This is a genomic window from Hydrogenophaga sp. 2FB, assembly GCF_005503365.1.
Lineage (GTDB): Bacteria > Pseudomonadota > Gammaproteobacteria > Burkholderiales > Burkholderiaceae_C > Hydrogenophaga.
The window spans coordinates 13,778-34,506 of record NZ_SCML01000055.1 but is presented as its reverse complement, the minus strand read 5'-3'; the positions used below and the strand labels follow the sequence as shown (position 1 = coordinate 34,506).

Annotated in this window: 18 protein-coding genes; 10 read left to right on the top strand and 8 right to left on the bottom strand. The window is 68.3% G+C overall.

Annotated elements, in window-relative coordinates:
- Positions 1-32: 32 nt before the first annotated feature.
- From FFS09_RS24770 to mutL, 3 genes are all read right to left on the bottom strand, one after another.
- Positions 33-926, bottom strand: a complete 894-nt coding sequence (locus FFS09_RS24770; protein ID WP_137921609.1) for a M23 family metallopeptidase — start codon at positions 924-926, stop codon at positions 33-35.
- 33 nt (positions 927-959) lie between these two features.
- A complete protein-coding gene (gdhA, locus tag FFS09_RS24765; protein ID WP_137921608.1) occupies positions 960-2,303 on the bottom strand; it encodes an NADP-specific glutamate dehydrogenase in 1,344 nt (447 codons plus the stop codon).
- A gap of 146 nt (positions 2,304-2,449) precedes the next feature.
- A complete protein-coding gene (gene mutL / locus FFS09_RS24760; RefSeq protein ID WP_137921607.1) occupies positions 2,450-4,387 on the bottom strand; it encodes a DNA mismatch repair endonuclease MutL in 1,938 nt (645 codons plus the stop codon).
- A gap of 35 nt (positions 4,388-4,422) precedes the next feature.
- Between mutL and FFS09_RS24755 the strand changes: the two genes are divergently transcribed.
- The gene (locus tag FFS09_RS24755; RefSeq protein WP_137921606.1) at positions 4,423-5,076 is read left to right on the top strand and encodes a DedA family protein; all 654 of its coding nucleotides are present in this window, start codon (positions 4,423-4,425) and stop codon (positions 5,074-5,076) included.
- Between the two features lie 22 nt (positions 5,077-5,098).
- On the opposite strand, the gene FFS09_RS24750 is transcribed toward FFS09_RS24755, so the two are convergent.
- Entirely contained in the window at positions 5,099-5,995 is an 897-nt protein-coding gene (locus FFS09_RS24750; protein ID WP_171020168.1) for a LysR substrate-binding domain-containing protein, read from the bottom strand.
- 143 nt (positions 5,996-6,138) lie between these two features.
- Between FFS09_RS24750 and FFS09_RS24745 the strand changes: the two genes are divergently transcribed.
- From FFS09_RS24745 to FFS09_RS24720, 6 genes are read left to right on the top strand one after another with little or no spacing between them, the layout of a single operon-like run.
- A complete protein-coding gene (locus tag FFS09_RS24745) occupies positions 6,139-6,597 on the top strand; it encodes a nuclear transport factor 2 family protein (RefSeq protein ID WP_171020167.1) in 459 nt (152 codons plus the stop codon).
- On the top strand, positions 6,594-7,643 hold the full coding sequence (locus FFS09_RS24740; protein ID WP_137921603.1) for a tripartite tricarboxylate transporter substrate binding protein: 1,050 nt from the start codon (positions 6,594-6,596) through the stop codon (positions 7,641-7,643). The genes FFS09_RS24745 and FFS09_RS24740 overlap by 4 nt, the downstream gene beginning before the upstream one ends.
- An 11-nt stretch (positions 7,644-7,654) precedes the next feature.
- Positions 7,655-8,641, top strand: a complete 987-nt coding sequence (locus FFS09_RS24735) for a Bug family tripartite tricarboxylate transporter substrate binding protein (protein ID WP_137921602.1) — start codon at positions 7,655-7,657, stop codon at positions 8,639-8,641.
- Entirely contained in the window at positions 8,641-8,934 is a 294-nt protein-coding gene (locus tag FFS09_RS24730; RefSeq protein ID WP_137921601.1) for a UxaA family hydrolase, read from the top strand. The genes FFS09_RS24735 and FFS09_RS24730 overlap by 1 nt, the downstream gene beginning before the upstream one ends.
- Complete coding sequence (locus FFS09_RS24725) at positions 8,931-10,121, top strand: UxaA family hydrolase (RefSeq protein ID WP_137921600.1); 1,191 nt, start codon at positions 8,931-8,933, stop codon at positions 10,119-10,121. Before FFS09_RS24730 ends, FFS09_RS24725 begins: the two co-directional genes overlap by 4 nt.
- Positions 10,118-11,155: an Ldh family oxidoreductase gene (locus FFS09_RS24720; protein WP_137921599.1), complete on the top strand. Its 1,038-nt coding sequence runs from the start codon at positions 10,118-10,120 to the stop codon at positions 11,153-11,155. Before FFS09_RS24725 ends, FFS09_RS24720 begins: the two co-directional genes overlap by 4 nt.
- Here the strand turns inward: FFS09_RS24720 and FFS09_RS24715 are convergent.
- Positions 11,149-13,851 (bottom strand): tannase/feruloyl esterase family alpha/beta hydrolase, encoded by a 2,703-nt coding sequence (locus FFS09_RS24715; RefSeq protein ID WP_137921598.1) that lies wholly within the window; start codon positions 13,849-13,851, stop codon positions 11,149-11,151. The genes FFS09_RS24720 and FFS09_RS24715 overlap by 7 nt on opposite strands.
- A gap of 167 nt (positions 13,852-14,018) precedes the next feature.
- Complete coding sequence (locus tag FFS09_RS24710) at positions 14,019-14,909, bottom strand: LysR family transcriptional regulator (protein WP_137921597.1); 891 nt, start codon at positions 14,907-14,909, stop codon at positions 14,019-14,021.
- Positions 14,910-15,015: 106 nt separating this feature from the next.
- On the opposite strand from FFS09_RS24710, the gene FFS09_RS24705 reads away from it, so the two are divergent.
- Genes FFS09_RS24705 through FFS09_RS24695 form a run of 3 tightly spaced genes read left to right on the top strand, consistent with a single transcriptional unit; the run spans position 15,016 to position 18,708 of the window.
- Positions 15,016-15,927: an alpha/beta hydrolase family protein gene (locus FFS09_RS24705; RefSeq protein WP_137921596.1), complete on the top strand. Its 912-nt coding sequence runs from the start codon at positions 15,016-15,018 to the stop codon at positions 15,925-15,927.
- Between the two features lie 25 nt (positions 15,928-15,952).
- The gene (locus FFS09_RS24700; protein ID WP_137921595.1) at positions 15,953-17,713 is read left to right on the top strand and encodes a M28 family peptidase; all 1,761 of its coding nucleotides are present in this window, start codon (positions 15,953-15,955) and stop codon (positions 17,711-17,713) included.
- A 2-nt stretch (positions 17,714-17,715) separates the two neighbouring features.
- A complete protein-coding gene (locus FFS09_RS24695; protein WP_137921594.1) occupies positions 17,716-18,708 on the top strand; it encodes a Bug family tripartite tricarboxylate transporter substrate binding protein in 993 nt (330 codons plus the stop codon).
- A gap of 11 nt (positions 18,709-18,719) precedes the next feature.
- Here FFS09_RS24695 and FFS09_RS24690 read toward each other — a convergent pair whose 3' ends face one another.
- Together FFS09_RS24690 and tsaE are read right to left on the bottom strand one after the other, a co-directional pair.
- A complete protein-coding gene (locus FFS09_RS24690) occupies positions 18,720-20,162 on the bottom strand; it encodes an N-acetylmuramoyl-L-alanine amidase (RefSeq protein ID WP_137921593.1) in 1,443 nt (480 codons plus the stop codon).
- Positions 20,159-20,701, bottom strand: a complete 543-nt coding sequence (tsaE, locus tag FFS09_RS24685) for a tRNA (adenosine(37)-N6)-threonylcarbamoyltransferase complex ATPase subunit type 1 TsaE (protein WP_252374505.1) — start codon at positions 20,699-20,701, stop codon at positions 20,159-20,161. The genes FFS09_RS24690 and tsaE overlap by 4 nt, the downstream gene beginning before the upstream one ends.
- Positions 20,702-20,729: the final 28 nt, after the last annotated feature.

The window sequence follows — 20,729 nt, the reverse complement described above, 5'->3', positions numbered from 1 at the left end:
CACCGCGTTGTGTCACGCGAGGTAACAGGCGTTCAGGCGAGAAACAGGGCTGGGTCCACCATCGCGCGGTTCAGCATCACCGACCAATGCAGGTGCGGCCCCGTCACGCGTCCCGTGGCGCCCACGGCGCAGAAAACGTCCCCGGCCCGGACCGTGTCGCCGGGTTTCACGTCGATCGCGCTCAGGTGGCAGACCATCGTGAGCAGGCCGCTGCCGTGGTCGAGCCAGACCGTGTTGCCGTTGAAGAAGTAGTCGCCGGTGTCGATCACGCGGCCCGCCAGGGGTGCGCGCACGGGCGTGCCGGTGGGGGCCGCGATGTCCATGCCACTGTGCGGATTGCGCGACTGCCCGTTGAACACGCGCCGCAAACCGAAGGAGCCCGAGCGACGGCCCGCGACTGGCGCGCGCATCACCAGATCGTGCGAGGTCGGTGGCGCTTCGCTGAAGGTGGCCATGACCGTGGCCAGGTGCGCGCGCTCGCGGTTGTAGCGCGCCTCGTCCTCGGCAGAGAGGTCCACCGTGCCGGGCGCGACCTTGAGCCGCTGTTCGGCGTAGCGCTTGGGCGTGACCGTATAGGCCATGTTCCGCGTTTCGCCGGACTGCGTGACGGTGATATGGGCCTCACCCGGCTCGGCGCTCAGGGGAATGCCGACCAGCGCGGTCCATTCGATCGGGTCGCCGAGCACGAGCAGGCGGACGTCGTTCTGAAGTGCCACCGGGCGCGTGGCCGCCGGGCCCAGCGAGAGCCGGGCGACGCCGCCGGGTACGGGCAAGGCGCGCGGGCGAACACCGGGCGGTGCCGTGTGGGCGGGGGAACGGGCCGCGCCGACAGGCAGCGCCGGCAGGGCGAGAGACGCTGCCGCGCCGAACAGGAACGTGCGGCGCGGCAGGGGAGCAGGGAGGTGCTGGATGGGACTGACAGGCATGCGGTCAGTCTAGCCGCGCGTCTGCTTCAAGACTCAGATGACACCCTGCGCCAACATCGCGTCGGCCACTTTCACGAAACCGGCGATGTTCGCGCCGTCCACGTAGCTCACCGTGCCATCGGCGCGGCGGCCGTGTTGCAGGCAGGCTTCGTGGATGCCGGTCATGATGGTGTGCAGGCGCGCATCGACCTCGTCGCGCGGCCAGGACAGGCGCATCGCGTTCTGGCTCATCTCCAGGCCCGAGGTGGCCACGCCACCGGCGTTGCTGGCCTTGCCGGGGGCGTACAGCACGCCGGCCTGCTCGAAGCGCGTGACGGCTTCCATGGTGGTGGGCATGTTGGCGCCCTCGGCCACGCAGATCACGCCGTTCTTGATCAGCATGGCGGCGTCTTCCGCATTGAGCTCGTTTTGCGTGGCGCAGGGCAGGGCCACGTCCACCGGCACCGCCCACGGGGTCTTGCCGGCTTCGAAGCGCGTCTTCGTGCGCGCCGCGTAGTCGCTCACGCGGCCGTAGAGGTGGTTCTTCACTTCCATGAGTTCGGCCAGCTTGGCGGGGCTGAAGCCGTCTTCGTCGATCACCGTGCCGCTGGAGTCGGACACCGTGACCACCTTGGCGCCCAGCGCCATGGCCTTCTCCACCGCGTATTGCGCGACGTTGCCCGAGCCGGACACGCTCACGCGCATGCCCTGGAAGCTCTTGCCCTGTTGCTTGAGCATTTCTTCGGCGAAGTACACCGTGCCGTAGCCGGTGGCTTCGGGGCGGATCAGCGAGCCGCCGAAAGCCAGGCCCTTGCCGGTGAACACGCAGTCGGCGCGGTTGCTGAGCTTTTTCATCATGCCGGCCATGAAGCCGACTTCACGCCCACCCACGCCGATGTCGCCCGCCGGTACGTCGGTGTCGCCGCCGATGTGGCGGAACAGTTCGGTCACCAGCGCCTGGCAGAAACGCATCACCTCGCCGGGGCTCTTGCCCTTGGGGTCGAAGTCGGAGCCGCCCTTGCCGCCGCCCATGGGCAGCGTGGTCAAGGCGTTCTTGAAGGTCTGCTCGAAGGCCAGGAATTTCAGGATCGACAGGTTCACCGAGGGGTGGAAGCGCATGCCGCCCTTGTAGGGGCCGATGGCCGAGCTGTGCTGGATGCGGTAGCCGCGGTTGACCTGCACGTCGCCGTGGTCGTTGACCCAGGAAATGCGGAACATCACCACGCGCTCCGGCTCGACCAGGCGGTCCAGCAGGCCGTGTTCGGCGTATTTCGGGTGGGCGGCGATGAAGGGCCAGAGGCTTTCCATCACTTCCGAGACGGCCTGGTGGAACTCAGGTTGGCCGGGATTTTGTTGTGCGACGTGTTCCAGGAAGTGATGGGCCGAGGTGTATTTCATTGCGTTTTCATTAACCGTATGCTTCAAAAAAGTGCATGAGATTATGCGCAACCTGCATTTCGTGTCGCAAAACGCCCGTTTTTGGCGCGACAAAACGCCTGCATGCCCGATTTCGGGCGTGTCAGGTGTGTTTTTGGTGCGATCGCTTAGCGGCCGCGCAGGAACAAGGCGTCCAGTTCCTTCATGCCCATTTGCCGCCAGGTCGGGCGGCCATGGTTGCATTGGTCGGAGCGCTCGGTCACTTCCATCTGACGCAAGAGCGCGTTCATCTCGTCGAGCGTGAGACGGCGGTTGGCGCGCACCGCACCGTGGCAGGCCATGGTGGCCAGCAGTTCGTTGCGCGCGCGTTGCACCACGGTGCTGGCCTCGTGCTGGCCCAGTTCGGCCAGCACGCTGCGCGCGAGTTCCACCGGGTCGCCCTGGGCGAGGGTGGTGGGCACGGCGCGCACGGCGAGGGTCTTGGGCGACAGCATGCTCACTTCCAGACCCAGCTCGGCCAGCACGCCGGCGCAGTCTTCGGCGGTGGCCACTTCGTCCGGCGTGGCGGAGAAGGTGGCCGGAATCAGCAGCGGCTGGCTGGCCACCTGCTGGTCGTCGAGCTGCTGCTTGAGGCGCTCGTAGACGATGCGTTCGTGGGCGGCATGCATGTCGACCACCACCAGGCCATGGGCGTTTTCGGCCAGGATGTAGACGCCTTGCAGTTGGGCGATGGCGCGGCCGAGTGGCCAGTCGCCTTCGGGCAGCGGCTGCGGTGCGGCGAGGGCTGCGACGGGCTCCGCCCGCACGGTGTCGGGTGCGTAAGCCGCGCTGGCGCTCACTGGCGGGCTGGCGAAAACATCCGTTCGGGCAGAGCCTGTCGAAGCCCCTCCCGACCCAAAGCCCCACAAGGCCCCCACATCGCTGACCCGATGCCCCACCTCGGCCTCGCGTGGCGCGAACGAGAAGGGGGCTTGCCGCGCCGGTGGTGTCCAGGCGGGTGCCGCCGGTGAAGCCACGGGTGTGGTGGCTTCAGCGGCATTGCTGCCCGAACGCGGCACGGCCAGCGCGCCTTCCACCGCGTGGTGCACGCCCTGGTGCACTTCGCGGCTGTTGCGAAAGCGCACCTCGATCTTGGTCGGGTGCACGTTCACGTCCACCCGCGCCGGGTCGAGCGAGACGAACAGCGCGTACACCGGTTGGCGGTGGCCGTGCAACACGTCTTCATACGCGCTGCGCGCGGCATGGGTGATGACCTTATCGCGCACGTAGCGGCCGTTCACGTAGGCAAATTGCCAATCGGCGCGCGAACGCGCGGCGTCGGGCACGCCGGCGAAGCCCCAGACGCGCAAGCGCTCCAGGCCGTCGTCGGGTGGGTCCACGGGCCAGCTCACCGCCACGGCCTGTTCGATGAAGTCTTCGCCCAGCACATCGGCCAGGCGCTGGCGCAGCGCGTCCATGCCACCACCGGCCACCGCGCGCCATTGCGCGACCAGCTTGCCTTCGTGCCAGATGGCAAAGCCCACGTCGGGCCGCGCGAGCGCGTGGCGGCGCACCGCCTCGATGCAGTGGCCCAGTTCGGTGGCATCGGTCTTGAGGAATTTGCGCCGCGCTGGGGTGGCGTAGAACAGCTCGCGCACTTCCACTGTGGTGCCGGTGGCGCGTGCCGTGGGTTGCAGCTCGCCGGTGCGGCCATCGAACAACCAGCCGTGTGGTTCGTCGGGCGTGTCCACGCGCGTGAGCACCGAGACCTCGGCAATCGAACAGATGGCGGCCAGCGCCTCGCCCCGAAAGCCCATGGTGCCGACCGATTCAAGATCCGACAGGCTCGCGATCTTGCTCGTGGCATGGCGCTTCAAGGCGTTGGGCAACTCGCTGCGCAGAATGCCGCAGCCGTTGTCTTCCACGCTGATGAGCCGCACGCCACCGGCCTGCAGGCGCAGCGTGATCTGCGTGGCGCCGGCGTCCAGCGCGTTGTCCACCAGCTCGCGCACGACCGAGGCCGGGCGCTCCACCACTTCACCCGCGGCGATCTGGCTGATCAGCTCATCGGGCAGTTCGCGAATGGGTCGGCGGGGGGGCGTGCTGAGGGTAGGTAGGCTTGTCACGGGCAAATTGTAGGTGGCAGGGATAATGCGCCCCCATGGAACTCATTGCCTTTTTCATCGACTTCATCCTGAACATCGACCAGCATCTGCAGACCTTCGTGCAGAACTATGGAGCATGGGTGTATGCCCTGTTGTTCCTGATCATCTTCACCGAGACCGGCGTGGTGGTCATGCCGTTCCTGCCGGGCGACTCGCTGTTGTTCGTGGTAGGCGCGCTGTGCGGCGTGGGCCTGATGAGCCTGCCGCTGGCGATGGCCTTGCTGGTGGTGGCCGCGGTCCTGGGCGATCAGACCAACTACAGCATCGGCCGCTACTTCGGGCCGAAGGTGTTCCAGTGGGAGAACTCGCGCCTGTTCAACCGCAATGCCTTCAACCAGGCGCACGCGTTCTACGAAAAGTACGGTGGCATCACCATCATCCTGGCGCGTTTCATGCCCTTCATCCGCACCTTCGCACCCTTCGTGGCCGGTGTGGCCGAGATGACGCGCACCAAGTTCACCGCCTACAACGTGATCGGGGCGCTGATCTGGGTGGTGGGGCTGACGGGCGCGGGTTACCTGTTCGGCAACTTGCCGTGGGTGCAGGAAAACCTGAGCGTCATCATCTGGGCCCTGATCCTCGTGCCCGGCCTGATCGCGATTTTCGGCGCCTGGAAGGCCAGCCGCGAGGCCAAGCACAACGCGGTCTGAGCGGCCCGCGGCACGGCACCCGTCACAGGCTCGCCTGCTGCATGAGCCATGTCCTGAAAAGCTCGCATTTGCGCGGGAGTTCGGCCCGCGGGTAGACCAGGTACCAGCTCCTGTTGCTTGGAATGGGGCGCTCGAACGGGATGACCAGCTCCTTGCGCCGCACGACATCCACGACGAAGGACGGGCGGCCCAGCGCAACCCCCATGCCTGCCACGGCGGCTTCCATGGCGACCACGTACGAATCGAAGCGATGCCCGCGGGCGAGCAGCTGCGGGTCGGGCCTGCGCTCGCCGCTGCGCCAGGTCTCGCGGTACCAGCGCGGCCAGTCCTCGGGTGAGGTCGTGATGTGGAGCAGCGGAAAGCGAAGCAGTTCATCCGGCTGTTTCAGCTTGCCGCGCCGCAGCAGCCGCGGATGCAGCATGGGCACCATGTCGGCCGTGGCGATCGGTTCGAAATGAAATTTCGGATCGTGTTCGTAGGCCCGGATGGCCAGGTCGCAGTTCTCGTGCAGGTCGCCGAGCGCGCCGGTGACGGACAGCAGTTTCAGGTCGATCCACGGGTGGCGCGCCACGAAGTCCGGCAGGCGCGGTACCAGCCAGCGCATGGCGAAGTTGGGCAGCACGCTCACGACCAGCGTGGCACCGATCTCCGGGCTGCGCACGTCGTCGGTGACCGACTGGATCAGGTCGAACGCACCCTTGAGCGCGGGCAACAAGGACTGGCCGCGCTCGGTCAGTTCCACCCCCTGGCGCGACCGGTGGAAGACGAGAAAACCGAGCCACTCTTCCAGCAGCTTCACCTGCTGACTGATGGCCGCGGGTGTGACGTGCAGTTCGCGCGCCGCGTCCGCCAGGCTGCGCTGGCGCGCCGCCGCCTCGAATGCGCGCAGTGCCTTGAGGGGTGGGAGGTTGCGGCCCATCAAGTGCTCTCCGCGCCGCGGGTTTGCCGGCGCGGGTGCCGTAGCCAGTGTGAACATGCCATTAGTAATTCTATTCACGAAGGCCCATTGTTTTAGCGAAAGCAAATGAACAATGCGGGCATCGTTGCACCAGGAGATCGTCGTTGTCGCTACCCGCTCTTTCACTTCAGGACCACATCGCCTGCGTGGCGACTGTCCAGCGCTTCTCCGTGCTGGTGGACGCCGGCCGCTATGACGAGGCCGCGGCGCTCTTCGCCGCAGAAGGCGTCCTGCGGCGCCCTGACGAACAGATCAACGGCCGCGAGGCGCTGCGCTCGTCGTTCGAGGCGCGGCCTTCGCATCGGCTGACGCGCCACATCGTGACCAACGTGCTGGTGGAGCCGAATGGCGAGGGCCGGGCCAAGGCCTTCTGCTACGTGAGCGTCTACCGGCATCTGGGGGCCGCGGGTTCGGACGTGCAGCTGCCGGTCGCCGCCCGTGCACCTGAAACGGTGGCCGAATACCACGACGAACTCGCCTGGCACGACGGTGGCTGGCAGATCGTGCACCGCACGGTCAAACCGGTTTTCGACACGAACGGCGTGACCGCCGCCCGCACATGAACAAGAGCGAACCACACCCCTTGCGCAGCGGTCCACGGGCTGGCGCCGCCCGCGTGCGATGGACCGGGCTTGGGCGACACGGCCTGGGCCTGCTCTGCGCCACCCTTCTCGCCGCAAGCGTGCACGCGCAGACACCGGCGCCGGCCTGGCCGACCAAGCCCGTGCGCGCCGTGATCCCCTATCCACCGGCCGGCGCCGCGGACATGGCCGCGCGCATCGTCGGCCAGGCGTTGGCCGCGCGGCTCGGGCAGCCGCTCGTGCCAGACAACCACCCCGGCGCGGTGGGCACCATCGGCGCAACCCTGGTCGCACGGGCTGCGCCGGATGGCCACACCCTGCTGGCCGCGACCAACCCTGAGATCACGATCGTGCGGCACCTGCGCGCCTCCGTTCCCTACGACGCCGACAGCGACCTCGTGCCCTTGCTGCGCACGTCCGTGGCGCCGGTGGTGCTCGTGACGCGCGCGGGCGATGCCGCCACCGCGAACCTGAACCAGCTGCTGGAACGCGCCCGCGCGGCGCCGGACCGGTTGTCCTATGCCACGCCCGGTGTCGGGACGCCGATGCACCTGATGATGGAAGGGGTCTCCCGGGCCGCGGGCGTGCGCTTGCACCACGTGCCCTACAACGGTGGCGCGCGCGCCACCATCGACCTGATGGGTGGCCAGATCGACATGCTGGCGATCACGCTGTCGACGGTGATGGGCCAGTTGCAGTCCGGCCAGTTGAAGGCGCTGGCGGTGCTGCAGGCACGGCGCAGCCCGTTGCTGCCCGACGTCCCCACCTGGAAGGAAGCTGCCGGGAGCGACGTGCCCGATCTGCCGTCCGTGTGGTTCGCCTGGTTCGCCCCCGCGCGCACGCCGCCCGCGATCCGCGCAAGGCTGTCCGCCGAGCTGCAGGCCGTGGCCAACGAGCCCACGGTCCAGGACGCGCTGCGGCGCGCGGGCCTTGAGCCGAGTCCGCTGGCGGCCGAACCGTTTGCGCGACAGCTGACATCCGAATCCGCTTTCTTTGACCGCACGGCGCGACCGTTCGCGGAACGTTAACTGGAGACCTCATGACTTCCACGACCTTGGGTGACGATCCCCGTGCCGCGCTGCGGCGCAGGACGCTGATCGCCGCGGTGCTGGCGGGCTTCGCGCCCGCCGGTGCGGCACTGGCGCAGGACCTGCCGATCCGCATCATTGTTTCGTTGCCGGCGGGCGGCGGCGTCGACACGGTAGCGCGCTACCTCGGCCAGCAGTTGGGCGAAGCGCTCGGCCGCACGGTCGTGATCGAGAACCGGCCGGGCGGCAGCGGCACCATCGCCGCCAAGGCCGTGATCGGCGCGCCGAAGAACCAGACGGTCCTGCTGACCGGTGGCAACCAGGAGATCACGATCGCACCGCACCTGCTGGCCGATCCGGCCTACCGGCCGATGGACGCGCTGGCGCCCTTGCTGCAGGTCGGCACCGTCCCTTCGGTCGTCGTGGCAGCGGCCGGTGCGCACGCGAACCAGGACGCCTTCGTTCGTGCGCTCGCCGGCGGCAGCGCCGCGATCGGCACGCCAGGCGTGGGCACGCCCATGCACATCGCGCTGGAGGACGTGGCGCGCCGCTCCGGCGGCAAGTTCCTTCACGTGCCCTACAAGGGCGCGCCCGACGTGCTGGCCGGCGTGTTGTCGGGTGCCACACCCTATGGCGCCGTGGGCTTTCCCGCCGCGCGCAACCTGCTCGAGAGCGGGCGGCTGGTGCCCGTCTCGGTCCTTTCCCAGACGCGCTCGGACCTGTTGCCGAACACACCGGCCGTTGCCGAGAAGGTCGCCCTCGGCCAGAGCCTGCCCGAGGTGTGGTACGGCTTCTTCGCACCCTCGACGACGTCGGCCGACGAAAAGAGCCGGATCGAGGACGCGTTCAACACGCTGATGCGCCAGGACGCGGTGCGCAAGCGGCTGCACGACCTGGGCATGCGCGTCACCGCCCTGAACGGCGCGAAATTCCGCCCGGCCCTCCAGGCCGAATCCGACTATTACCGGCACGCCGTGGTTGCCTACAAGGTTCAGTGATGGAAAACAACCTGGCCATCCTCATCGATCCCGCCGACGATGTCGCGACCGCGTTCGCGCCCCTGAAGGCCGGCGCATCCGTCACGCTGCGCAGCGGCGAAGCGCGCCATTGCGTGGTGCTGCTGGCGGACATTCCCGCCGGACACAAGTTCGCGGTCGTCGACGTCGCCGCGGGCGCGCCGATCCGCAAGTACGCCGCGTCCATCGGCCGAGCGACCTGCGCCGTTCGCGCGGGCGAGCACGTGCATCTTCACAACCTGGAAAGCCTGCGCGGCCGAGGAGACAGAAAATGACCGAGTCCATCTGGGGCTTCCGGCGGGCCGATGGCAGCTTCGGCATCCGCAACCATGTGGTGGTCATCGCCGCGATGGACAACGTCAACCCGGTGGTGCGCCGCATCTGCGACGCCGTGAAGGGAACCGTTCCCGTGTGCGTCGCCTACGGCCGGGGCCAGTTCGGCGCCGACCTCGAACAGCACGACCGCGTGCTGCTCGGCTACGCAACCCACCCCAATGTGGCGGCGGCGCTGATCGTCGGCCTTGAACCCGTCACCACGCAACGCCTGGCCGATGCGGTGGCGGCAACGGGACGGCCCGTGCAGTCGCTGGACGTGCAGGGACTGGGCGGCACGGTGCAGGCCGTGGCGCAAGGCACGCGCGCCGCGGCGGCCTTGGTGATCGAGACCTCCGGGATGGTTCGGGTGCCCGTGCCCGCCGGTGAGCTCGTGGTCGGCGTCGAATGCGGCGCCTCGGACGCGACATCGGGTCTCACGGCCAACACCACCACCGGTCGGGTCGCCGACTGGCTGGTCGAGGCGGGTGGCACCGTGATCCTGTCCGAAACCGACGAGATCGTCGGCGCCGAGCACGCGCTGGCGCAACGCGCGGCCGATCCGGCCGTGGCCCGACAGGTGCTCGACGCCGTCGCCCGGCTCGAGCAGTTGTCGCAGTTCCAGGGCATTCAGCTGTGGCCGCTCGGGCAGGACAACATCGCCGGGGGCCTGACCACGGTGGAAGAAAAATCGCTTGGCGCGGTGCGCAAGGGCGGCACCTCGGCGCTGCAGCAGGTGGTCGGCTACGGCGAGAAGCCGAGCCGAAACGGGCTGGTCTTCATGGACGCGCCAGCGCCGGGTGTGGAGAACATCGCCGCGCTCGCGGCCGGTGGGGCGCACCTGATCCTGTTCAACACGGGTGTCGGCAACCCCATCGGGCACCCGCTGTCGCCGACCGTCAAGCTCACCGGCAACCCGCGCACGGCGCAGCACTTCGGCGACAACATCGACGTCGACGTCAGCGGCATCCTCCAGGGAAGCCAGAGCGTGGACGATGCCGCGCTGGCGCTTCGCGGCGCCATGCTCGCGGTGGCCAACGGGCGCATGACGCGCAGCGAAATCCTCGACGACACCGAGATCTCCATCTCCCGCGTCGAACTCGGTTTTGTGCGGCACCTGCGCGAGCAGGCGGCGGGAACGTCGGCATGAGTTCGGCCGTTCTTCACAGCGCGCCGTTGACCGCCTGGGTGCGGGCCGTGCTCGAACAAGCCGGCGTGCCGGGGGATCACGCCGGCATCGCCGCCGACGCCATCGTCTGCACCGAGTTGCGCGGTGTCCGCACCCATGGCCTGGCGCGGCTGGGTTCGTACGTGGAGAAGCTCCGCGCTGGCGAGATCAACGCCTCGCCCGCCATGACGTCCGAGCGCAGGCCCGGCGTCTACACCCTGGACGCCGACGGCGCGCTCGGCCAGGTGGCGGCGATGGTCGCTCTGCGCGAAGGCATGGACATGCTGGCGTCGTCGCCTTCGGTGATCTGCCGCATCCGGGATTGCGGCCACCTCGGCGCGCTGGGCCTCTACGCATGGCATGCCGCCGAGGCGGGCCACATGGCGCTGGTGTTTCAGCGCACGCCGCCCTTGATGGGCTTGCCCGGCTTCGAGTCTCGCGCCATCGGCAACAACCCGATCGCGTTCGGCTGTCCCATTCCCGGGCGAGCGCCGCTGGTGTTCGACATGGCTTGCAGCGTCGCCGCGCGCGGACACATCCTGGTCGCGGCACGCGAACACCAGCCCATTCCCGAAGGCTGGGCGCTCGATGCCGATGGCCACCCGACGACCGATGCCGAGGCGGCGTTGCAGGGCGCGCTCATGCCGATGGCCGGGCACAAGGGCCTGGGCCTGGCCATGATCGCCGAGTGCCTCGCGGGCGCGCTCGCGGGCGGCGAGTCCGAATCGCGGCAACGGGTGCAGGCCACGCCACGCAGCGGCGCGGCGGGTCATCAGAGCACCTTGATCTGGCTGGTGAACCCGGCGCTTGCCGGTGACGATACGTTCGCGCAGTACATGCGGGAATGGGCGCAGGCGTATCGGCAGCGCGGCGGCGACGCGGCCCGCATTCCGGGTGAACGCGCGGACGAACAGGCGCGCGCCGGGCGGGAACAGGGCCTTCGGATTTCCGACGAGTTGGCCCGCGAACTCGACGCGGTGGGCAAGGCCGCGGGCCTGCCCGTGCCCTTTCAGTGACGCACCCCCAGCAACAACCGGTTGGCCTCCAGTTGGCCGATCGCGCCGTTGTTGAACAGCAAGTACGCCGGCTGCGCCGCGCGGGTCTGCACCACGCCCACCACGGGCAGGTCGAAGTCCAGCACGTCGGTCTGCGCGCCGCGCGTGAGGCTGGTGCCCAGCACGGTGGCGTCCGCGCCCGCGCCGCCGTCGGTGCCGAGCATCGCGTAGCGGCCATCGCCCGTGCCGGGCAGCACCGTGGCCTGTTTGGCATAGAGCCGCATGCCCGAGCTGCTGGCATCGGCCGCGCGCAGCAGCACCAGTGGCACCGGGTTGCCGCCGACCATGCCCGCCACGACCGAGCCGGTGACGGTGCCGCCCGAGGTGGGCGTTGACGGGCAGCCCGCGCCGCCACACGTGGACGTGAGCATGAGCTCGTAGGCGTTGCGCGCGGCGCTGTATTGCAGGTAGCCCTTGGTGGCCGGTGAGCAGTTGGCCTCGTAGAGCATGAAGCCCGGAGGTGTGCCCGTGGCCTGGCAGGTCTGCCAGGTCCCGGCATTGCGGATCTTGCCGGTGCCCGCCCAGGTCGTGAGCGTGCCGCCCGTGTTGGTGTCCACGCCCACCGCATTGAAGTCGCCCGCGATGGTGTTGAAGCCACTGCCCGCCGTGGTGTTGACGAAGGTGTCGCGGAACGCCAGCAGCGGCAGGTGGCCGCCACCGCTGACCGCCGCCACGCCGCCGTGCACCAGACCACCCGCGCTGAAGGTGAAGGCCGCGCCGTTCTCGGCGCTCGCGTAACTGCATTGCCCCTGGGCGAGCAGGGTGCCCGTGCGCTGCGTGCCGGGCGCGCGCTGCAGGCTGGCGTCGATGGTGATGGTGTAGGCCAGCGTGGTCGGGTCCACCTGTAGCGTCAGCTCTTCGCCGCGCGTGTTGCCGCCTTTGTAGCTGGTGACCGCGCTGGGCAGATGGCTGCAGGCCAGCGGGTCTCCCACCTCGGTGACGCAGCTGAAGTTCACCGCCGCGTCCGGGCTGCCGCTGCCCTTGTACTTCGGGTACGCGGGGTACTCGCACAACGGGCGTGTGCGGCCGTAGGTGCCGGCGACCGCGTCGAAGGCCGTCACGGTGGCGGGCGGCAGGCCGCGCTCCACCCAGTTTTCCAGCGCGGCCAGCGAGTCCCAGTTGGGAATGAACACGCCCGTGCCGTGGCCCATGCCGGGCACGGTGTAGAAGCGGATGCCCGCGTCCACGGCGGCCTGTCCCACCGTGGCGACCACGCGCTGGTGGTAGTCGATGGTGGAGTTCGGGCTGATGACCTCGTCGGCCAGCCCGTGCAGCAGGATCAGGCGGCCACCGCGCGCGAGAAAGGCCGACAGGTCGGGGTTGGTGGCATCGGTCTGTGCCGAGGCCGCCTGCACGCGCGCCGTGTACATGCCAGGGTCGAGTGGGTCGAAACCGAGCGAGTCGAACGAGGCCACGCGCGTGACGAAGTACTTGGCCCACTGGTCGCCCGTGACGTACATGTTGGCGTCGGCCGAGGTGGCGGGGTTGCCCGGCACCGCGCGCGTGCCGAGGTCGCGCGAGGTGTAGGGGCCGGCCACCAGCGCGCCTTCGAGCAGGTTGTAGCCACCAGCGCGTGTCACGCCGTTGGCCAGGGTGTAGGTGGTGAAGTCCAGCGGCGACTCGATGGCGCGCACGGTGTCGATCTGCGCGTCCGACAGGCAGGTGTTGCCGGTGTCCACGCCGCCGGGGCAGCGCAGGGCGTTGAGCACCTGCGTGTTGAGCATGCGGCAGCTCTCCACGTTGCTGACGATGCCGTCGGCCGCGCCGTCCAGCGTGTCGCAGGCGCTCAGGGCCGTGCGCTGCACCAGCAGCGTCTTGGTGACGTTGAGCCAGCCCGCGCCGCCGTTGCGGTAGAGCGCGCGGCCCACGGCCAGGTTGCTCAGCCGCGTGCCGCTGTAGTTGAGCGCGGGCTCGTTGGCGATCACGCCGTTGTAGTCGGTTGGCCAGCGCTGGATATGAGCCAGCGCATCGCGCCCGCCCGTGGAGGTGCCGAGGAAGTAGGCTTGCCGGGGCGCGCTGCCGTAGCGCTGCTGCACGAGTTTCAGGGCGACGTCGTGGGTCTTCTTCAGCGCGAGGCCGCCGTAGTTGGCGAGTGCCTCGTCGTTGGCGGCGAAGGAGCCGTCGGTGATGCTGCTGCTCTGGTGGCCGCTGTCGTCGCCGAAGGTGGCGTAGCCCAGCGCCAGCGGTGCGGGCTTGTCTGGTGGGCCGAAACGGATCTGCTCGGTGCCGTCGATCAGGCGGCCGTTGAAGCCGCCACCGCCGAAGTGGATCGCCTTGCCGTTCCAGTTGGAGGGCAGGTTGACGGCGAAGGTGATGTCGGGCGCGCCGGGGTCGACGGGGCGGATCGCGCCGCGCACCTGGCAGTGGTCGCCCAGGGTGCCGCCCGTGAGGTAGGTGGTTGCCGTCACCGAGGCGCCGGTGGTCGGCAGTGACAGGTCCGTCGCCGCGAGCGTGAAGCCGTTGAGCGCGGCGCAGGCCGCTACCGGGTCTACCGGTGGCGTAACCACGGGGGGCGGGTCGTCATCGTTGTTGCTGGATGCGTTGTTCGAACCCCCACCACCGCAAGCAGCGAGCAGCAGGCACAGCGCGCTGCCGGCCAGGAGGGCGAGGGGAATGGAAAGCTTGGGGGCATGCCCCGTGCGGTGCGAATCGCTCATGTCCGTTGTCTCCGTGTTGTCGGCCAGCGATGCCTGGGTGGCTCTCTGGTGGGCGGGACGATAGGGACAGGGAGGGTGAGCGTCAAATATATGAAATCACAAGTTTCAATATTTTAAAAATATGGTCTTGTGCTCAACCTGGACTGAACGCCGGCGGCCACCCGTGATCAGCGGCACTGCGCGTCGACATCGATCTGCCGCAAAAGTTGCTTGAAGAGCACACCGGTGATGTGCGCCCGTTGGGTGTTCGCCAACATGCCCACGCCCCTTTCGTATTGCCGCCCTGGCAGGCTCAGGAGGCGCAGGGCCGGATCGCGCTCCCAGCCGAAGCCGTGCAGCAAGGGCACGATGCTCACGCCCAGGTTCTTGCGCACCAGTTCCACGATGCTGGTGACGGAGTTCATCTCCAGGATGACCTTGGGTTGGACACGGCTGTGGCGCAGGATCTGCTCGATCTTCGGGCCGGTCGAGCCGGTGTGGTCGAAGCGGATCATGGGCTGTTCGTTCAGCAGTTGCCTGGCATCGGCCGAGGAAGGGAGACGCGAACTGCACACCAGCATGAGCGGCTCGGTGTAGAGGGGGTGCCAGTCCATCTCTGGCGCGCGCTGCCCGCCGGTCTCCACGAAGATCGCCGCGTCCATCTCGCCAGACAACACCTTGTTGCGCAGGTCCGCCTGGCGGCCATGGATGAGCGTGATGTCCAGCGCCGGATGCAGCGCCTTGAGTTCGACCACCGAGCCCGCCAGCAGCGCAACGGCCGAGGTGATGGACCCCACGACGAAGGACCCGGCGATCTGCAATTGATCGTCGCGCGCCGACACCATGTCCTCGTACTGCGCGATCAGGCGTCTCGCGTGCAGCAGGACAGTGTGGGCGGCAGGCGCGAGCACCGCACCGCGCGCCTCGCGCGTGAACAGGGCGCGGCCCAGTTCGTCTTCCAGCGCTTTCATCTGCACGCCCACGGCGGCGGGCGTCAGGGCGACCCGTTGCGCGGCGGCGGCGAACGAGCCCGTTTCCGCCACGGCGATCAAGGTCTTCAGGGTGCGGATGGAGGTCATGGCGCCTGGCTGGTGGTAAAGAAAAATTTTACGACGACACAAATAGATTTCGTTAGCTTTTTATGCCCGGCGGTCGAACAATTGCCTGCATCCCGAGCACGCCAACATGACAGCCACATCCACCTCTCTTTCCGCATCTGCGGCGCCGCTCTCGCAGCGCCTCGCCACACGCTATTACGACTTTGGCGCCACGACGGTCTATGCACACGCCGCGGATCCGCGCTTCGCTTACACGCTCTACGTGCCGCCATCGATTGCCGATGCCACACGCGCCATCGACCTGGTGGTGGTGGTACATGGCACCGGCCGACAGTTCGTCGACTACCGCAACGCGTTCGCCGAATTCGGCCGCTGGCACGACTGCGTCATCCTCTGCCCGCTGTTTCCGGCGGGCGTGTTGGGCGACGGCAACCGTGACGGTTTCAAGCACCTGATCGAGGGGGACATTCGGTACGACCAGGTGTTGCTGGACATGGTGGCCGCCGTCGGTCAGCGTTACGAGCGCGACTTCGACCAGTTCGCGCTGTTCGGGTATTCGGGTGGCGGTCAGTTCGTCAACCGGTTTGCCTATCTGCATCCCGAGCACCTGTGGGCGGCCACCATCGGCGCGCCGGGCTCGGTGACGCTGCTGGAGGACGACCGCGACTGGTGGGTGGGCGTGCGCGGCATGCAGGAGCGCTTTGGCAAGGCGCTGGATGTGGAAGCGCTGCGGCGCGTGCCGCTGCAACTCGTGGTGGGCAAGTTCGATACCGACACCTGGGAGATCACCCACACGGAAGCGAGTCGCCATTACATGCCGGGCGCCAACGATGCCGGCGCCACGCGCCGTGAGCGCATCGAGACGCTGCGCCAGTCGCTGCTCCAGCGCGGCGTGCAAGCGCGGCTCGACGTGGTGGACAACGTGTCGCACGCGGGCCTGCAGTGCGTCAGGCACGTGCAGGATTTTTTCCACGAGACGCTACTGGCGCTTCGGGCGCGGCGTCCGGCGATGGCCGCCGCCGCCTCCACTGTCGCTTAAGCACCCGCCGCGCGAAGGACATGCCATGAACGACAGCCAGCGCTGCCAGACCCCCGACGCTTTGTTCGAGCGGCTGGAGCCCGAGCGGATGATGAACACCGTGCGCGCGCTGTGCTGCATGGGCGAGAAAGTCTCCGGCACGGCCGAAGAGCTGCAAGCCTGCGACTGGATCACGGGCCAGCTCGCCCGCTATGGCGTGGCCTGGAAGGTGCATGCGTTCGACGCGCTGATCAGCCATCCCAGGCACACGGCGCTCCGGTGGCTGGGCGACGTGCCGCGCAGCATCGATGCGGTGGGGGTCGCATTCTCGCGAGAAACCGGCCCCGAGGGCATCGAGGCGGAGCTCGTCTGGGTCGGCCAGGGCAAACCCTCCGACTACGACGGCCGGGACGTGCGCGGCAAGATCGTTCTCATCGGCGCGCTACCGGAGTACGGTGCCTGCGCTGCCGCCTGGCGTGCGGGCGCCGTGGGCTTGCTCGGCGCATCGAGCGGACCACAACGCCACAAGATGACCTGTTCGCCGATCTGGGGCTCGCCCGCCAGTGAAGATGAGCGGCGGCAGATACCGGACATCGCCGCGGCCTCGGTGAACCGCCCCGATTTCGAGGTGCTGCGAGCCGGTCTGGCGGACGGCCCGGTGCGCGTGAACCTGGTCGCCGAGGTGGAGACCGGCTGGCGCACGGTCCAGCTGCCGGTCGCGGAGATCGCGGGCACATCACCACAGTTCCTGCTGGCGGGCGCGCACTACTGCACCTGGTTCGACGGCGCAACGGACAACGTGGCGGCCGACGCGATCCTGCTCGAGCTCGCGCGCGTGTTCGCGGACAGCAGGCCGCAAGTCGGCCTGCGCATGGCCTGGTGGCCGGGCCATTCGCAGGGCCGCTATGCGGGCTCTACCTGGTATGCGGACCAGTTCTGGCTCGAGTTGCACCAGCACTGCATCGGTTACCTCAACATCGACATCAACGGATCGCGCGGTGCGGTGAAGAAGGCGCTGCGCAACGTCACGGCCGAAGCCGAGGCGTTCGCGGCATCGGCCATCGATCGGGCGCTAGGTCGCCCCGGCGCCACAGATGGCACGCGCGAGATGCTCAAGCGGCCCGACCGCTACGCGGATCGCCGACGCCCGCACCGAGGGTCCGACCAGAGCTTCCTGGGTATCGGTATCACATCGCTGCAGGTGAGCAGCTTCCTGCTCGAGGACGATCCCGACCGCATCGCGGGTGGCGGCTTGCCCCGCTGGTGGCATGCGGTGGAGGATCGCGCGGACATGGTCGATGCAGGCGTGTTGCTGGAAGACGCGCGCATCCACGTCGGTCTGGTGCACGGCTTGTTGCAAGCCAGCATGTTGCCGTTCGAGCTCGAACCCATCGCCACGGACTTCGACGCCGCGTTGCGCGAACTGCGCGAAGCGGCGCCGGAACTGGCGCTGCTCGACGACCTCCAGCGGACGGTGGACACTTTCCGACATGCTGCATCCGGCTTCCGCGCGGCGCGCGAACGGCTGGCGCCCGACATGGGCAACCAGGCGGTGCTGGACGTGCTGCGCTTGCTCACGCCGGTGCTCTACGCCACGTCGTCCGGATTTCAGCCCGATCGCGCCACCAGCCTGCGGCTCTTGCCCGGCCTCACGCCCGTGCTGTCACTGCACGGCATGCCGCACGCTGATCGCCTGCAAACCGGGACCTTGCTGCGCCGTGCCGCCAACCGCATTGCCCACGCGCTGACCGGCGCGGCCGACGCGCTCACCCGGGTTTCCTCCACCATTTCCAACTCCGACGCTTGACCATGTTCCACACCACTTTCATGAGCCGCCGTTGCGCCGTCCAGACCCTCGGTGGCCTGGTGGCCGCTGCCATCCACCCGCTCGCATCGGCCCAGGCGTATCCTGCCAGACCGATCAGGATCATCGTGCCCGTGGGTGCGGGCGGGGCCACGGATACCGTCGCGCGCGCCTTCGCCAACGAATTGCCCAAGGTTCTTGGTGGCGCGGTGATCGTGGAGAACAAGCCCGGTGCGGCCGGCGTGATCGGCACCATGGCCGTCAAGCAATCCGTGGCGGATGGCTACACGCTGCTGCTCGGCACCATTGGCACGCACAGCACCAACCCTTACCTGTTGGCGCGTGTGCCTTACGACGCGCGCAAGGACTTCATGCCGATCTCCTTGCTGACCAAGGTGAGCAACGTGGTGATCGTTCCCAAGGATTTCCCCGCGCGCACGCTGCAGGAGTTTGTGGCCTACGCCAGAAAGCACCCGGGCAAGCTCAACTACGCGGTGGGCACCACGGGCAGCTCGTCGCACCTGGCGGTCGAGATGCTGAAACAGCGGGCCGGCCTGGACATGGCCCGCATCACCTACAAAGGGCCGGCCGAGGCGTCGACCGATCTGGTGGCCGGGCGTGTTCAACTCATGTTCTCGCCGGTGATGATCGAAATGGCCAATATCCAGTCGGGCCGCGTGCGTGCGCTGGCGCAGACGGCCTCGCGCCGTGTGAGCATTCTCCCGGACGTTCCCACCGTGGCGGAGGCCGGCTTCCCGGGCTTCGAGGCGTCGGGCTGGAACGGACTCTTCGCGCCTGCGGGCACGCCAGCCGCCATCGTCGACCAGCTGTCCGCTGCCGTGCGTCAAGTGGCCGCAAAACCGGAATTGCAGAAGATCTTCACCGGCCAGGGCGTTGAAGTGGCGACCAACACGCCGCCGGAGTTCTCGTCCTTCCTCGATGCCGACCGCAAACAATGGGAGTCGGTCATCACGGCAGCGGGGATCAAGCCGGAGTAAGTGCGCTCCGCTCAGATCTGCCGGTTCCGCGCCAGTGGCGGGTTCTTTCCGAAGTACGCGACGATGCCGCGCAGCAGCGCCTCGGCCAGATCGTCCTGGTACTTCGGATCGTTCAGGCGTCGTTCTTCGTCCGGGTTGCTGATGAACGCCGTTTCCACCAGCACGCTGGGGATGTCGGGCGCGCGCAGGACGGCGAAGTTGGCCTGTTCCACGTTGGGCTTGTGCAGTTTGCCGATCTTCTTCACGTGGCCCAGCATGGCCGTGCCGAGCTTGAGGCTGTCGTTGATTTGGGCCGTGGTGCTCATGTCGAGCAGGGCACGGCGCACATGTGCGTCGGCCGACTTGGTGTTGAGCCCGCCCACGAGATCGGCCGCGTTCTCCTTGTCGGCCATCCAGCGCGCGGCCGCACTGCTGGCGCCGCGCGTGCTCAGTGCAAACACGCTGGCGCCTTGGGGCTTGGGCGTCATGAAGGCGTCGGCATGCAGGCTGATGAACAGGTCGGCCTGCACGCGTTGGGCCTTCTGCACGCGGACCTGCAGCGGCACGAAAAAGTCCTTGTCGCGCGTCATGTAGGCGCGCATGGGGTTGCCGTTGACGCGCGTGTCGTTGATGCGGTCGCGCAGCTTCTGCGCGATCTGCAGCACCACCTTTTTCTCGTGCGTGCCGTTGGGCCCGATCGCGCCCGGGTCTTCGCCGCCGTGGCCGGGATCGAGCGCGATGATGATGAGCCGCTCGGTCTTGCCCTTGCCCGAGGCAGGCGGCTGTTTGGACGGACTGCCTTTCGGCTCGGCGCCCGCCACGGCCGTGTCTTCGTCCTTGGGTGGGGGCTTGACCGTGGGGGTGTCCGGCGCGGTGTCGGGCCTGGACGGCCGTTCGCGTCCCGCGATCAGGGCACCCAAGGGGTCTTCTTGCTGGTTGGCCGGGCGCGTGACCTTCTCGGCTTCCAGGCCCAGCAGGCGCGCGGCGCGTTCGCTGGCTTCGTCCAGGTCCTTCATGCGTTGGGCGATCAACTGGTCCAACGGGTCGGGCGGGGCGGCGGGGTACAGATCGAACACCAGGCGGTGCTGGTAGGCCGCCACCGGCTGCAGGCTGAACACCTGCGGCTTGATCGGCTTCTTCAGGTCGATCACCAGGCGCACCACGTTGGGCGCGTTCTGCGCCACGCGAATGCCGGCGATGTTGGGGTCGTCCGACTTGAGCTTGCCCACGAGTTCGCGCAGGCCGGGCAGCAGGTCCATGCCTTCGATGTCCACCGCCAGGCGCGGCGGTTCGTTGACGAACTGGTGCCTGGCCTGCAGGAGGGCGTCGGACTCGATCGTCACGCGCGTGTAGTCCTCGGCCGGCCAGATGCGCACGGCCAGCACGCTCGCGCCGCGCGCGATCTGCTGCGCGCCGAGCAACAGCACGAGCGAGCCGGTTTGCAGCAAGGTGCGACGGTTGAGGGTGCCGCTCATGCGAGTGCCTCCAGCAGCAGGCGGCCGGTGGCGGTGAGCGCCGTGGCGTGCACGGCGCGCTGTGTGTCCTGGTCGGGGTCGTTGGAAGTGTCTGGTGTCATGTCGTCGGGTTGAATGTCGATCTGCAGATCGACCACCGGCAGAAAATCACCGGCGCGCTCGGGCCATTCCACAAGCTTGAGGCCGGGGCTGGCAAAAAGTTCGCGAAAGCCCGCGTCTTCCCACTCGCGCGGGTCGTTGAAGCGGTAGAAATCGAAGTGCCAGATCTGCAGCGGCTCGCCTTCGGGCATCACCGCGCAATCGATCGCGCTGTGCGGCTCGACCACCGCATAGGTCGGGCTCTTGATGCGGCCGCGCACCCCCAGCGCGCGCAACAGATGGCGCACCAGCGTGGTCTTGCCCGCGCCCAGGTCGCCTTGCAGCGTCAGGGTGGCGTGCGCGATGGCGGGGGAGGCGGCGAGCTGGCGGGCAAAGGACTGCGTGTCCTCTTCACTGGCCCAGCGGCCCTGCCAGCGTTCGACAGGGGACGCAGTGCCCACAGGAACCGGGCCGGTTCCTACAATGGGC